Here is a 13531-nt window from a genome sequence, read left to right as displayed (position 1 = left end):
TCGGTCTATATCTTGAGGCAGGTTTTGGTTCATATTTGTGATACTCCCCCTCAAGTGTCCCCCTTGTCAATACTCTGCCACCTGAATCCTTACGAAAAAGGAAACCCCTTCTAATCGAGTCAGTAATCAATTATTAGTTATAACGGACTGATTAATTAACTAAAGTTTTTTATATATCTTTGGCGATAACTTCCATAGTTTCTTCCAATACTGGAAGCCAAACGCAACCCTTAGTCACCCTTTAAGAGAAACTTGTGTGAAGCTGTAAGAGAGTGAAGAATCAAACTCTGTTCTACTAATCAGTTCTAACTTGCCCTTTGTAAATATGCCTTCAATTAGCTACAACCGCACCGACAGCCAGCAGCCACAAAGCATTACCATTGAAGGTTATGTTGTCCGGCCAGGATTACACATTCTCAGTTACGCGCAACTCAAGTTGCTACGAGAGCAAACACAGCATCATTCTCAGCTTGAATCTCTAGTGAGCCAAGGTGTCATTAAGTTGACTGGTTAATAGTCGTCAACTCAGTTGCAATTCATCTCATCACCTGCCTATTGGGTAGGTGATGAGATGAATTGCTGTATCAGCTAAGTTCTAAGTAGGTGAGTCTGAACGTTCTATTTGCTGACGAATGGTATTAATAGAAGCATTAATACCAGCTAGTTTTGACTCTAAATCATCTCGCATCCAAATCAAGAATTTTAATTTCCGCTCTAAGCTAGTTTTGTGCGAAATGGGTTCGCTTCCGTAACATGGATTACCCCAAAAAGGAAACATATTTTACCTCTATACTTAGCTTTTGTTAGAGTGCAATATTATATTGCACCACTACATTCTGACTAATAACAATCAGACTGGTGTGTGTAACAACCGACCATTATTGTGGGTGCTTAACGAACGCTTGCTAAAAGTTGTCTCTTGAATTGGTGGAGGTATTTAACCAAACTGCTGTCAACTCTATCCACTTCTCCTCTAAGAAAAAGTTGAAGTGACAATGCCAGGTTAAAAAGTTCTGGCAATTTGGCATCACAACTCTGTATTTTGCGGTTTAAATAAGATATCAACAGAACAACCACAAATCGCCAGTTGTTGACCCAACGCTGTAAAATAACTCAGCAGCCAATTTACAGTGTTTGGTCATCGCTTCGCTACAACTGGCTAGTAATTTACTAGAAAACCCATAGTAAAAGTGCGTAGGCTAGAAAGCTGTCTTAACACGGCTGGTAAAATGAATGTGAAGTACCCGCAAATCAACCTACTTGTATCAGTAAATACTTCTAATAATAGATGACTTGGTGGAAGGGAAAGGGATAATGCTGAAAGGGGTAATATTCTAAGACCAATTACTGAGTAGGAAATTATTTTATGAGAACCAGAAAGCTAGGCAAACAAGGGTTAGAAGTTTCAACTATCGGACTTGGTTGCATGGGAATGTCTGAGTTCTATAGTGGTCGTGATGAAATTGAAGCGATCGCGACAATTCATCGAGCATTAGAACTTGGAGTGAATTTTCTTGATACTGCTGATATGTATGGGCCGTTTACCAACGAGCAACTAGTAGGCAGAGCAATTAAAGATCGCCGAGATCGAGTAGTTTTAGCAACTAAATTTGGCAATGTCCGTACTGAAGATGGTGGTTTTAAGGGGGTTAATGGCAGACCAGAATATCTCCATCAAGCTTGCGATGCCTCGCTAAAACGTCTGGGGGTGGAAGTGATTGACCTCTATTATCAACATCGAGTAGATCCAACTGTCCCCATTGAAGATACTGTCGGGGCAATGGCAGAGTTAGTCAAGCTGGGAAAAGTGCGTTATTTGGGGCTTTCGGAAGCTGCCCCGGCGACGATTCGACGGGCTGTAGCAGTTCACCCCATTACTGCACTGCAAACAGAATACTCTCTTTGGAGTCGAGAGCCAGAGGATGAAATTTTACCTACCGTGCGGGAATTAGGAATTGGGTTTGTTCCTTATAGCCCATTAGGAAGAGGGTTTTTATCAGGTGCGATCGCTAGCCCTGACGATCTTGCACCGGATGACTATCGAAGAAATTCTCCTCGCTTTCAAGGTGAGAATTTTTATAAAAATCTGCAATTAGTAGAGCAAGTCAAAGCGATCGCTAGTGAAAAAGGAGTAACCTCTAGTCAGCTTGCTTTAGCATGGCTATTCGCTCAAGGAGAAGATATTGTCCCAATCCCTGGTACAAAACGCCGTACTTACTTGGAGGAGAATATTGCAGCTACTGAAATTACCCTGACTGAACAAGATTTGAATCGACTTGAAACAGTTGCACCAAAAAATGTGGCAGCAGGTGAACGCTATCCTGACATGAGTACTGTTAACCGTTGATCCCTCTGCGTGCTGGAGTATTTTTTCAAATTCCGCTTTAGATGCACAAGCAGACATTACCGCAGCTTAACAAAGTAATCACCCAGAATTCTCAGAGGAAATGTCAAAAGTAGCAATCGCTATTTTATCGACTACATATCTGGATACTCATTCAATCATCTGGAAACTGCCAGCACGAGATATGTTCAATATCTTTGCTACCGCATTGACTACAAACTGCATCAATCACAGAGTCTACCCATTCATAGCTACAATTACGACAATGACACAAAATGTTATTGCGGTTAGCCATTTCAATACCTTGATGCCACTGTTGTAGTTGAGAAGAGTCTGTCCAAGCTTCTGACATTTCATCAAACCTCGTTCATGTCATTGTCATTATGAGCCTAACAACCTCCAAAGTGAATAACTCAGTATTAATCGCCCTGACTATCACTGCATCTATAGTCCTATCGCCCGTCAGCATTGCTGGTACTGTCCAAGGTTCAACCCATACTATCAAAATGTCTTCATTTAACCTCAATTCTCAAAAATGGCAAAACCGGGTGCTACTACTCTTTGCACCATCTGTTGATAACCAGAACTATCAGCAACAGATGCAGGTATTTAACCAGCACCAAAACGATTTTAAAGATCGGGATTTAGTTCTCGTTCAAGTTTTGGCAACAGATAAAAGCTATGCCAACGGACAGTTAATAGATGAGTCTTCTGCTGCCAATTTGCGAAATCGCTTTGGGGTTGATCAAGAAAATTTTCGCGTCATTTTGATCGGCAAAGATGGTGGTATTAAGCGCCAAGAAACTACACCAGTGCAAGCGACAGCAATTTTTGAGCAAATTGACGCTATGCCCATGCGTCAGCAAGAAATGCAAGAACGATAAATTGGTACAGCAGTTGGTTTTATCGAACAGAATTCAGGAGTCAGGAGTCAGAATTCAGAATGAATTTTGACCGAAAAAGCGGATAGCGCAGCGTTAGCGAGTCCGCGAGCGTTTGAATAACTGGGTTTTAGACTCCCACCAAATCGTAGATTTGGTAGTCTTCAATCAGTCGCGAGTCTGAATCCCCAACTGATAGCGAAGCGTTAGCTCATCCTAGAGCGTCTTGATTTTGACTCCTGAATTCAGAATAGCTGAATTCAGGAGTCAATGTTTAACATTAATGCAAGTATAGGTAATTGCCCTTTACTACAAATGCTACGCCAATCCCTAAGCGCAAACCTCTTACAGCACCAGAATTCTACAAGTTGAGTAAACTTAAGTGCGAACCTACAAAAGTATCTGCTTTCAAACCTGAGCTTAATTCTTCAAGTAGATGAGAACAATCATGAAAAATGCATATACTGCAATTATCAAGCAATGAATTTATTAGCTTCTGGTTTTAGACCTACTAGGAGCTTTTTTTATTATCCATCTTAATTAAGGGAGTTCATCATGAGAAGTAATAGCGTTCATCCTCAAGGCTATCGATCATTGCTTCTGTTGGTAGATTGAATGTCAATATTTGGATTGCTATTGTGTATTTGTCACTAAAAAATGTTTATCAAATAAAAATAATGAATATTCTTGCTTGGATTGTTTTAGGTCTAATTGCTGGTGCGATCGCAAAGGCTATCTACCCCGGTCATCAAGGCGGCGGAATTTTAGCAACAATTTTATTAGGAATCGTTGGTGCTTTTATTGGTGGTAGTTTGGGTGTATTCTTCAGTACAGGAAGCTTTGCTCTAGCGGCTCCCTCTTTGAGTATTCCCGGTATTGCAGTGGCAGTTCTGGGTGCAATTGTTGCAGTCTTCTTGTGGAACGCGTTAACTAGCCGCAGTGCTTTGTAATAAATTAAATTGAATTAACTAATTTGGAACTTACGCACTTTTTGTCTTACTTGTCAATGCGTAAGTTCTGTTTATCAACAATTATTGACAGAATTTGCCGCTTGTCATGCTAATAGCCTCAACATTATTCAGGTTGATAATGTTGAGGCTATGATTTTATTTTGGATGCCCTATCTGTCGCAAACATTTTTTGAATTGGTATTAGAGAAGTCGTAAATCTCTGCCTTACAGGCTTATAAGGTGTGTGGCAACAACAGCAACAGCGTGCTAAATTGCAAATTTTATACTTGTAATCTGACTTAACTTTGCTTGGTGCATAGGCGTAGCCCATCATAGACATCGCCTGGCAGGATAATTAAAAACTTGGGTTAGCGATCGCAATCTATTAGTTATACGTATTTTATTTTAATTAAAGTTATATTTAAGACATAAAATCAGTGGTTTTCACACTACTAGTATTTAAGAACTTAATACTAGTAGTGTATAAATAGATTAAGCTTGCCTCTCACCTATTTGCTATGAAATTTAATCAAGAGGTAGTTACGATTTTCAGTGTACAACTTTGATAACTGTCCACAATACTGTTGCATGTCTCAAGCTCATGGTAATATTATCTTACTGTCAGGGAGATACTATTTTATACATTAATATGTAACCATGCTGAAACAGCTAGTTAGGTGTGCTACTTCCAAAAAACAAACAATTATTCAACCTACCCAGGAAATCCACAAAAGCCCTAACGTGCAAAGCACAGAGCTTTTGAAACTCTGCTTATATAAGGTACTAAAGAGCTAACTAAAGCTCTTTTTTAGGAATCATCATAGCCAGCGATAAAAGCATAAAACCCTCTTAGGATGGCAAAAAATTAGACAAGAGTAAATAGAAAAGTTTTGACACAATGTCAATAGTTTTTTGTATATGTAAAAATATCAAAAAGCCGAATTTGTATTGTCAATAAGACATTAAGATTGTGTGTTTTATTTAGATATTGATTCTCTTTGTGCTTAGTTACCTATATATAAAAGTCCTATTTGATTAGTGAAAACTTAAGCTACCCTCGATCAAATCAGGCAAACACTTAAATTTAACAAATAATTTAGGACTGCTAGATCAATCTCGATCTAGTAAAAATTCGATTATTCACAAAGTCAGTAAGAGTAACAGGAAAAACATGAATATCATAGTTCGTTTGTTTGGAGCGATCGTTCTCCAAGTATCTGCGTTGGCTGCAATGTCTAGCATGGCAATGTCTGATGACAAGCCCTTTCGCGTCAATACCCAGCAGACTCCTGCTGTTTCTCCACCGAAAACAACACAGCCCTTTCGCGTCAATACCCAGCAGACTCCTGCTGTTTCTCCACCGAAAACAACACAGAGGATTTGCTCTTTAGATCCCATTGAAGATTTATTACCTCCACCACAAACTAAGGCAAGTAATTCTTTGCTTTCTTACCTTGCTGAACAGGGTTTTACACAAAATAAAGAGGGTTCTTGGGTCTGTTATGCCAACGATCCTAAAAAAGAAGGACGTTACTTTACTTTATTTAAGGTCAAACAAGTTAATAGCAGGCTCATAGCAAGTTCTTTCCTAGATGAAGGCAGTCTAATTCAAGGGCAGGAAAATCGTAGCTTGGACTTCTTTATGATGCTGATTGATCGTCATACGAGTACTACTAAAGAGAACCGTCAAGGTATACGTAGATATCTACAAGCCTTCGTTTCCTTAGTCAAGGAAGGGAAGATCAAACCTACACGTCGTGGGTATCTTTTTGACCAACCAAACCGGGCGATGATCTTATATCACACACTCTCATCAGGAAACCTTAAAGGTACGGGAATCACGATCAATATTTATTTACCTAAGAGTTGAATTGGCGAATGGGGACTGAGCAGGGGAAGTAGGGGAAGCAGGGGGAGAATAATTAACCAATGCCCAATCCCCAATGATGGCAGTTGCTCCACTTGGGGAAACCCCATCGCCCTTGGCGTCTCCCCTTGGGAGAAGACCGCACTGCCTCCCCCATGCCCAATTAAATTGCTGTCGTTTAGTGGAGGTGCATCTTGTCTAGATCAATTGTTCAAAGAATTCCAATGCCGCAGGTGGTTCGCTTTGCAGCGATCGCATTTTCATCTGTTGCAGTAGTACTCACTACGTGTCAGTCTGCTTTTGCACAGCTAAATGTTGGACGCTATGGCATCCAACAAGGACTGGAGTCTGAGTATCTCCAGTACCAAATTAATAACCAGAATTTGAGCCAGATGCGAGTCATTCCTGGATGTGATGTGGGATTTGGTCTGACCTGCAATAAGACTGGATCGGTAATCCAACAATTAGTGGAGTTAAACAATGGGACTAGTTATCAAAACCTTTTGACCCGAGCAGCCGGTGGGGAGAAAAACTTCCAGAATTTCGCTAGCTTCTACGGCAATAATCCCAATCTCTCGGCGGTGCCTTACGCCTCATTTTGGAGAAACGCATCTCCCACAATCATGGATGGATCTCAATACCTTCTTGGACAACCTTTTGGTCGCAATCCAGTAGAAGGACTCGGACTTGTAACCAAGCAGTTCTACTGGGCACCATACTCAGGAGTCAATGACTCTGTTAGCCTTCGTAATGGATTACTAGACCTGAAATTGTCATACGGACGACTGCTGTTTGAAGAAGCCTCAAAAATTTCTAACATTCAAGAGCAGATTCAGTCTCTAGGTCTGTCGCCAGAGATGACAAATTTTTATTTAGATAAAATCTCTACAGGCTTGGATGCGTTGAGTTCTGGAAATCAGAACCAACTCCAACAGAAGATTTTTGAAGTACTATCCTTTCCATACTCCGAAGAAGGTGGGGAACTCGGACGCCCCAACAATGCGATTCCAGCGGAATTTAATCAGCTCTTAGGAGAAGATATCGCAGGAGATACTTTGCTGAGTGACAATCCACTAGCCTTAGATGGAGAAACAATGGCTTTTGATGCTTTCCCTGCCTCTGCGGGAGATGTCTTGGTACCAGACAGTTCCAATTCCTTTCCACTTTGGCCAATAATCGGCGTTGGGGGTCTTGGTTTAATTCTGCTTCTACTACTGAGTGGCGATAGTTCTTCAGCTCAACCATCTGTTTCTTCAGTTCAACCACCTACACCTGTTTCTCCAGTTCAACCACCTACACCTGTTTCTCCAGAAAATGCACCTTTGTCTCTTACCAGTAAAGGTGAATGCGATCTGACCCCTAGTGGTAATGGTTCCGAGCACACACAGATCATTGAGATTCCGTGTAATGTTACTCCTCAAACCCCCACGGAAGTGAAAAAGGTAATGGAGCCATCAACGATCAAAGCGCTTGTATTGCTAATTGTTCTACTATGGATAGTCCGTAACAAACACCGAACTTTAAAAATCCGTCATTCGTAATTATGTTACATAAGGGGATTTAGCGAAAAGTTAGAGCGCTAGTTTCCAGCGATGTCTACGATATTCACTGAGTTTGCCATACCACTTCCCTACAGGACGCTACGCGAACGTGGAAGCAAGCTAGCAAGAGCGTCTGTCTGCGACACGCTGTGCGAACGTAGAAAAGTGCAGGCTACGTCTACGAGCATCAGGGTTAGAAAGAAATAATTAATTAACCACTTGGGGTAGCACAGTTAGCTGTGCTACCTTACCCGTGTAACTCATTCAAATGAGAATCGCTATTATTACAATTTTGTAATTCAGACAAAGGGAAAGCTGTCATATTGGGCTGTTGTAATTAAAACTATCAACTCTTTCTAATCTCAGCAAAACAAGATTGATTGTTATGATTATTCGTCAATTTCTAGCCTTGGCAGCCATTTCCCTCATCCTTGCAGCCTGTGGTCAAGCAGGCAGTAACCCGACCGCCCAAAACCCCCCTCAAGCGAGTGAGCAAATACCGCAAGGGAGGCGATCGCACCGTCAGATAGATTTTACAGCCGCGGCTCAAAAACTCGGTGTCACGGAAGCCAAGTTAAAAGAAGCTTTGGGAGTGCCTACTAATCCAACCAATCCACCAGATGGAGAGCGTCGCCGTCCCGATCTGAAAGCCGCAGCTACAAAGCTTGGTGTTACCGAAGAAAAATTGCGAGAAGCGTTGGGGATTCCAGCACGTCCTCCGAGCAATTAATCAATTGCTTGCAGGAATCGATCGCAACGACTCAATTGTTGTTTACAACCAAGGTGCATTCATCGCGTATGACACTTAATTCTCCCCAACAAATTACACTCAAACCTTTTAAAGAAGGCTTGATAAAAGGCAAACTGACGAAATTGCTGATGGGTTTATTGATACTCAGTTCACTTACAGGTGGTGGATACCTCGTTTACCGTCAGACGGTGATTTCCTCCACTCAGTCAGCCAGAAGCAAAATGCAGACAGTCCCAGTCGAGCGAGAAACGTTATCGATTACAATCTCAGCCAACGGTACTGTTGAAGCCAAACAATCGACCAACGTCAGCCCCAAAAGTTCTGGACAGCTAAAGAAATTGCTGGTAGATGAAGGTGACTCTGTGAAAGCGGGACAAATCCTCGCATACATGGATGATTCAAATCTGCAAGGGCAACTAATTCAAGCACAGGGATCTCTGGCTTCTGCTCAAGCGAATTTGCAAAAGGCGATCGCTGGCAATCGTCCTCAAGATATTGCTCAAGCACAGGCACAATTGGAACAAGCCCAAGCGACTTTAGAAAAAGCAGAAGCAGGTAATCGCTCTCAAGATATTGCTCAGGCTGATGCACGTTTAAAAAGCGCTCAAGCAAGTTTAACAAAAGCCGAAGATGATTTGAGCCGCAATCAGCAATTATACAATGCTGGTGCTATTTCCCTTCAGACTTTAAACCAAAAACGTGCCGATCGCGATAGCGCTAAAGCTTCCGTAAATGAAACGCAGCAAGCGCTGGCATTGCAAAAAGCTGGGTCACGCAAAGAAGATATCGAGCAACTAAAGGCTGTGGTTGAGGAAAAACAGCAAGCTTTAGCACTATTGAAAGCAGGAAACCGCCAAGAAGATATTGATGCCGCACGCGCTCAAGTGACTCAGCAACAGGGTAGCCTAAAAACGATTCAAACACAAATCCAAGACACAGCAATTCGTGCCCCATTTAGTGGTATTGTGACTTCCAAGTATTCCGATCCAGGTGATTTCGTTACACCGACAACATCTGGAAGTTCGGTTTCGGGATCAACCTCTTCTTCGATTTTGTCGCTGGCATCAACTTATCAGGTTGTGGCAAATATTGCCGAAACCGATATTAGCAAAATTAAGGTAGGACAGTCGGTAAGCATTACAGCCGATGCCTATCCTGACAAAACCTTTAAGGGAAAGGTTGCCCAGGTTGCGGCTCAGGCAACTGTGGCAACCAATGTTACCAGCGTTAAAGTCAAAGTGGATTTCACTGACCCTGAAACTCTCCTGCTTCCAAGCATGAATGTTGATGCAAAATTTGATGCAGGCGAATTAAACAATGTGCTTGTTGTACCAACGGTAGCGATCGCTCGTCAGAGTAATGGCACTGGAGTACAGGTGCTTACGGAAAACGGCAGCACTAGATTTGTGCCAATTAAAACTGGAGCTACAGTAAATAACAAAACCGTTGTGCAATCCGGTTTACAAGGAAATGAAAAGATTTTGGTGAGTGCGCCATCGAATTCTAATAAAAATAGTAATACTAACAGGGGTATTTCTCCTGGCGGTATGGGTGGCCCTCCTCCTGGTGGCCCTTAGTACAGTTTTGCCTAAAAGCGTAGCGTTTTTAATACAGGAGAACGCATTAACAATGCAAGCCGATACATTAACAATGCAAGCCGATGCATTAACAATGCAAGTCGATGCATTAACAATGCAAGCCGATACATTAACAATGCAAGCCGATGCATTAACAATGCAAGTCGATGCATTAACAATGCAAGTCAATGCATTAACAATGCAAGCCAATACATTAACAACGCAAGCCGATACATTAACAACGCAAGCCGATACATTAGACCTCTTGCACAAATGCAAAATTCACCCTCATCCCCCAACCCCTTCTCCCAATTTTGGGAGAAGGGGAGCCAATTTCAAAGTCCCTCTCCCAAGGTTGGGAGAGGGATTTAGGGTGAGGGCTTTTGATTCATGCCATTCGTCTATTAACAAAGCGACCGATAAATGGCATTGCAGAGTATGACCAAATTTAATTAGCTACGAATTAATAAAATGCTGTACTTAGATTTAGTATCACAAGCAAAGTTTAGCAATGATCAAATCACGCAATCGCAAACCACTGGTTAAACAGGCATCTACTTTAATCCGCAGTTCTTCAGTATCAGCCGTTGAAATTTTGACAATGGCGTTCGAGACATTGTGGAGTAATAAACTCCGCACTGCGCTAACAATGCTGGGCATTATCATTGGCATTATGGCAGTGATTGCTGTCACCGCTATTGGTCAAGGTACTCAAAAAGCAACCGAGCAACAACTACAATCACTTGGAACCGACATTTTGCAAGTGCAAGCAGGTGCATCTAGAAGTGGTGCGGTACAACAGGGTGCTGGGAGTGCTACAACATTGACTTTAGAAGATGCTGAGGCGATCGTGCAACAGGTTTTAGGGGTTGACCGAGTGTCGGCTATTCTGCAACAGTCTGCCCAAGTCGTCTATGGCGAAAACAACGACTCGATGACCATTATTGGAACTGATATCAATTATCCAGATGTACGCAACACCCATCCTCAAACAGGCAGGTTTTTTACTGAGGAAGAAATCAAGGCGGCAAAACCTTTGGCGGTTTTAGGCCCCACTGCGCGCGATGAGCTGCTGGGGTCAGGAAGTATTGCAGAAGGCGCACAAATCCGCATTTCTGGACAAACCTATGATGTGATTGGCGTTATGGAGACGAAGGGATCGCAAGGGCCACAAAACCCGGATGAACAAATTTATATCCCGCTTACCAATATGTCTGCTCGGCTAGTAGGAAATAATGCCGTTAAGGGAATTGCCATTCGAGGAATTTATGTCAAAGTCAAAAGCCAGGAACAGCTAGACGCTGCTCAGTATCAAACTACGAATCTCTTGCGGGTAAGACATGGCATTTATCCAGAAAAAGGAGATAAAGATGATTTTCGGACTGTAAATTCGGCTGATATCATCAACACGCTGACTAGTACATCTAAGCTTTTTACCGTAATGATAGTGGCGGTTGCGGTAATTTCTTTAATTGTTGGGGGTATTGGTATTGCCAATATCATGCTTGTGTCAGTGGTGGAACGAACGCGGGAAATTGGGATTCGGAAAGCGATTGGAGCGACTAGCACTGCCATTTTGAGCCAGTTTTTAGCCGAGGCAGTTGTGATTGCGGTAATTGGAGGGGTAATTGGTATTGGACTGGGAATTGCGATCGCCTTTGCCGCCTCAAATTTGTTTAAATTTCCCTTGGTGATTTCGCTTTGGTCAATACTGTTCGGCTTTGGTTTAACGTTTGTAATTGGGTTACTGGCTGGCGTAATTCCGGCTCGTAATGCTGCCAGTCTTGACCCAATCACGGCACTCAGAAGTGATTAAAACACTCTTAAGTTAGAGAATTACTAATATGGCAACGATGATTTGGATGGAAGAAATTCAGAAAACATATCGTCTTGGGGAAGTCGAGGTTCCGATACTCAAGGGTATTGACTTGTCTATTCAGGAAGGCGAATACGTTTCAATTATGGGGATGTCTGGTTCGGGAAAGTCTACGCTGATGAACATCATCGGTTGCCTCGATCGCCCGACATCTGGGCATTATGTTTTAGAAGGCAGAAACCTGACGACGCTAACCGATGACGAGTTGGCATATATCCGCAATCGACGGATCGGTTTTGTGTTTCAGCAGTTTAATTTGCTGGCTCGTTCTACGGCTTTAGAAAACGTGATGCTGCCAATGGTCTATGCAGGTGTTCCCAAATCGGAACGTAGAAAACGCGCAGAGTCAGCTTTAACTCGCGTTGGCTTGGCAGAGCGAATGTTAAACCGTCCGAACCAGATGTCTGGTGGACAGCAACAGCGAGTAGCAATCGCCCGCGCCCTCGTTAATCGCCCTGCACTTGTTCTAGCAGATGAACCCACTGGAGCGTTAGACAGTGAAACCTCTCAGGAAGTGATGGATTTGTTGACTGAATTAAATAGTCAAGGCATCACGATTGTCATTGTTACCCATGAACCGGATGTAGCCGAGCAAACTAACCGGATTATTCATGTTAAAGATGGTTTAGCTGAAGGGGTAACAAAAAAGTTACAAACTAGACTGGTGGATAAGGTGCATAGCAAAACCTGATGAAAATCGGGTAGTTTACCAGCCCTTTGGCATAGCGTTCAGTTCGGGGAGCGTCCCGTAGAGAAGGAAAGGTATCGCCTGTTAATCTGCGGCCAATTCACCACATTCCACCAATTATCCAAATACTCAGCCCGACGGTTGCGATATTTCAGGTAATAAGCGTGTTCCCATAGATCGTTACCCATAATCGGATATGAACCCTCCATAATCGGGTTATCCTGATTTGCTGTGGTGACAATCTGGAGTTGCTTTTGGGAATTGCGTACTAACCAAACCCAACCACTACCAAAACGCGCTGCACCCGCTGCGTTAAACTGTTTTTTAAAGGCATCAAAACTGCCAAAAGTTTGGTTAATTTCTTGAGCGATCGCGCCTGATGGTTGTCCACCACCTTGAGGACTCATCAGTTGCCAAAAAATCGTATGGTTAAGATGACCACCAGCGTTATTGCGTACCTTTGTCCGAATACCTTCAGGTACGCTGTTCAAATCCACTAGTAAACCTTCAACACTTCTTTTTTGCAAATCTGGATACTGCTTCAATGCATCATTTAAGTTCTTGACGTAGCTAGCATGATGTGCATCATGATGCAATTTCATAGTTTCAGCATCAATAGCTTTTCCTAGTGCCCCATAAGCATAAGGCAATGGTGGTAACTGTGCGGGAGAAGCACTTAATGACTTATTAGGATAAGCTACAGTGGCAAACGGTCTAGTAGGTGTTGGTGTAAAAAATTGTGCCTCAGCTATTGGTACTGGTTCGTGATAAATTAGCAGAATTGTTAACACAATTGTTGTGAAGAAAAAAACTATTGTTCTTCGCCAAAATCTGATCATAAATTGTTTCCTCAAAATCAATATTATTGGCTTATAACCCGCTCGTAGACTGTTATTTTGCAGTTACATTAAGCCAAATATTATATATATTACCTTAGTTGTCAGTTAATGGAAAAAAAGATAGATATAGCTGAAATTTTATTTTCTAAACTTATAATTCAAACCATGTAACCAAAAAATCCTTTGGCTAAGAATAATAATTATTAATAAAACTCTT

General features: G+C 42.2%; 14 protein-coding genes. 11 read left to right on the top strand and 3 right to left on the bottom strand.

The features are described from left to right. Positions 1-325 precede the first annotated feature (325 nt). On the top strand, positions 326-514 hold the full coding sequence (locus V7L12_RS33055) for a hypothetical protein (protein ID WP_104909283.1): 189 nt from the start codon (positions 326-328) through the stop codon (positions 512-514). Between the two features lie 81 nt (positions 515-595). On the opposite strand, the gene V7L12_RS33050 is transcribed toward V7L12_RS33055, so the two are convergent. After that, complete coding sequence (locus V7L12_RS33050) at positions 596-778, bottom strand: hypothetical protein (protein WP_292867934.1); 183 nt, start codon at positions 776-778, stop codon at positions 596-598. 588 nt (positions 779-1366) lie between these two features. Here V7L12_RS33050 and V7L12_RS33045 point away from each other — a divergent pair. Beyond that, positions 1367-2347 (top strand): aldo/keto reductase, encoded by a 981-nt coding sequence (locus V7L12_RS33045; protein WP_335090891.1) that lies wholly within the window; start codon positions 1367-1369, stop codon positions 2345-2347. Between the two features lie 151 nt (positions 2348-2498). On the opposite strand, the gene V7L12_RS33040 is transcribed toward V7L12_RS33045, so the two are convergent. Further along, the gene (locus V7L12_RS33040; RefSeq protein WP_335090889.1) at positions 2499-2696 is read right to left on the bottom strand and encodes a hypothetical protein; all 198 of its coding nucleotides are present in this window, start codon (positions 2694-2696) and stop codon (positions 2499-2501) included. A 31-nt stretch (positions 2697-2727) separates the two neighbouring features. Here V7L12_RS33040 and V7L12_RS33035 point away from each other — a divergent pair, with 31 nt between their 5' ends. The 9 genes from V7L12_RS33035 (at position 2728) to V7L12_RS32995 (ending at position 12478) form a co-directional block, all read left to right on the top strand. Further along, a complete protein-coding gene (locus tag V7L12_RS33035; RefSeq protein ID WP_335090887.1) occupies positions 2728-3228 on the top strand; it encodes a DUF4174 domain-containing protein in 501 nt (166 codons plus the stop codon). A 674-nt stretch (positions 3229-3902) separates the two neighbouring features. After that, positions 3903-4175, top strand: coding sequence for a GlsB/YeaQ/YmgE family stress response membrane protein (locus V7L12_RS33030; RefSeq protein WP_104909288.1), 273 nt, complete (start codon positions 3903-3905; stop codon positions 4173-4175). A gap of 1171 nt (positions 4176-5346) precedes the next feature. After that, positions 5347-6045: a hypothetical protein gene (locus tag V7L12_RS33025; RefSeq protein ID WP_335090885.1), complete on the top strand. Its 699-nt coding sequence runs from the start codon at positions 5347-5349 to the stop codon at positions 6043-6045. A 191-nt stretch (positions 6046-6236) separates the two neighbouring features. Continuing rightward, complete coding sequence (locus V7L12_RS33020) at positions 6237-7583, top strand: hypothetical protein (protein WP_335090883.1); 1347 nt, start codon at positions 6237-6239, stop codon at positions 7581-7583. A 385-nt stretch (positions 7584-7968) separates the two neighbouring features. Then, positions 7969-8313 carry a hypothetical protein gene (locus V7L12_RS33015; protein ID WP_335090881.1) on the top strand — a complete coding sequence of 115 codons (345 nt, stop codon included), beginning with the start codon at positions 7969-7971 and terminating at the stop codon, positions 8311-8313. Between the two features lie 68 nt (positions 8314-8381). Continuing rightward, positions 8382-9911 carry an efflux RND transporter periplasmic adaptor subunit gene (locus V7L12_RS33010; RefSeq protein WP_442947944.1) on the top strand — a complete coding sequence of 510 codons (1530 nt, stop codon included), beginning with the start codon at positions 8382-8384 and terminating at the stop codon, positions 9909-9911. A 52-nt stretch (positions 9912-9963) separates the two neighbouring features. Continuing rightward, the gene (locus tag V7L12_RS33005) at positions 9964-10353 is read left to right on the top strand and encodes a hypothetical protein (protein WP_335090880.1); all 390 of its coding nucleotides are present in this window, start codon (positions 9964-9966) and stop codon (positions 10351-10353) included. Positions 10354-10512: 159 nt separating this feature from the next. Next, the gene (locus V7L12_RS33000) at positions 10513-11727 is read left to right on the top strand and encodes an ABC transporter permease (protein ID WP_442947945.1); all 1215 of its coding nucleotides are present in this window, start codon (positions 10513-10515) and stop codon (positions 11725-11727) included. Between the two features lie 28 nt (positions 11728-11755). Next, positions 11756-12478, top strand: coding sequence for an ABC transporter ATP-binding protein (locus V7L12_RS32995; protein WP_335090877.1), 723 nt, complete (start codon positions 11756-11758; stop codon positions 12476-12478). A gap of 38 nt (positions 12479-12516) precedes the next feature. Here V7L12_RS32995 and V7L12_RS32990 read toward each other — a convergent pair whose 3' ends face one another. Continuing rightward, positions 12517-13314: a superoxide dismutase gene (locus V7L12_RS32990; RefSeq protein ID WP_335090875.1), complete on the bottom strand. Its 798-nt coding sequence runs from the start codon at positions 13312-13314 to the stop codon at positions 12517-12519. Positions 13315-13531: the final 217 nt, after the last annotated feature.

Origin of the sequence: Nostoc sp. (assembly GCF_036918245.1) — a bacterium.
Lineage (GTDB): Bacteria > Cyanobacteriota > Cyanobacteriia > Cyanobacteriales > Nostocaceae > Nostoc.
The sequence above is the reverse complement of the archived record's forward strand: the minus strand, read 5'-3'. Positions and strand labels throughout refer to the sequence as shown.

What these genes read in the sequence shown, in the direction of transcription:
- V7L12_RS33045 (WP_335090891.1), top strand. Translation starts at nt 1,367, where the DNA reads ATGAGAACCAGAAAGCTAGGCAAACAAGGGTTAGAAGTTTCAACTATC.
- V7L12_RS33035 (WP_335090887.1), top strand. Translation starts at nt 2,728, where the DNA reads ATGAGCCTAACAACCTCCAAAGTGAATAACTCAGTATTAATCGCCCTG.
- V7L12_RS32990 (WP_335090875.1), bottom strand. Translation starts at nt 13,314, where the DNA reads ATGATCAGATTTTGGCGAAGAACAATAGTTTTTTTCTTCACAACAATT.
- V7L12_RS33030 (WP_104909288.1), top strand. Translation starts at nt 3,903, where the DNA reads ATGAATATTCTTGCTTGGATTGTTTTAGGTCTAATTGCTGGTGCGATC.
- V7L12_RS33040 (WP_335090889.1), bottom strand. Translation starts at nt 2,696, where the DNA reads ATGTCAGAAGCTTGGACAGACTCTTCTCAACTACAACAGTGGCATCAA.
- V7L12_RS33010 (WP_442947944.1), top strand. Translation starts at nt 8,382, where the DNA reads ATGACACTTAATTCTCCCCAACAAATTACACTCAAACCTTTTAAAGAA.
- V7L12_RS33055 (WP_104909283.1), top strand. Translation starts at nt 326, where the DNA reads ATGCCTTCAATTAGCTACAACCGCACCGACAGCCAGCAGCCACAAAGC.
- V7L12_RS33005 (WP_335090880.1), top strand. Translation starts at nt 9,964, where the DNA reads ATGCAAGCCGATACATTAACAATGCAAGCCGATGCATTAACAATGCAA.
- V7L12_RS33000 (WP_442947945.1), top strand. Translation starts at nt 10,513, where the DNA reads ATGGCGTTCGAGACATTGTGGAGTAATAAACTCCGCACTGCGCTAACA.
- V7L12_RS33015 (WP_335090881.1), top strand. Translation starts at nt 7,969, where the DNA reads ATGATTATTCGTCAATTTCTAGCCTTGGCAGCCATTTCCCTCATCCTT.
- V7L12_RS33050 (WP_292867934.1), bottom strand. Translation starts at nt 778, where the DNA reads ATGTTTCCTTTTTGGGGTAATCCATGTTACGGAAGCGAACCCATTTCG.
- V7L12_RS33025 (WP_335090885.1), top strand. Translation starts at nt 5,347, where the DNA reads ATGAATATCATAGTTCGTTTGTTTGGAGCGATCGTTCTCCAAGTATCT.
- V7L12_RS32995 (WP_335090877.1), top strand. Translation starts at nt 11,756, where the DNA reads ATGGCAACGATGATTTGGATGGAAGAAATTCAGAAAACATATCGTCTT.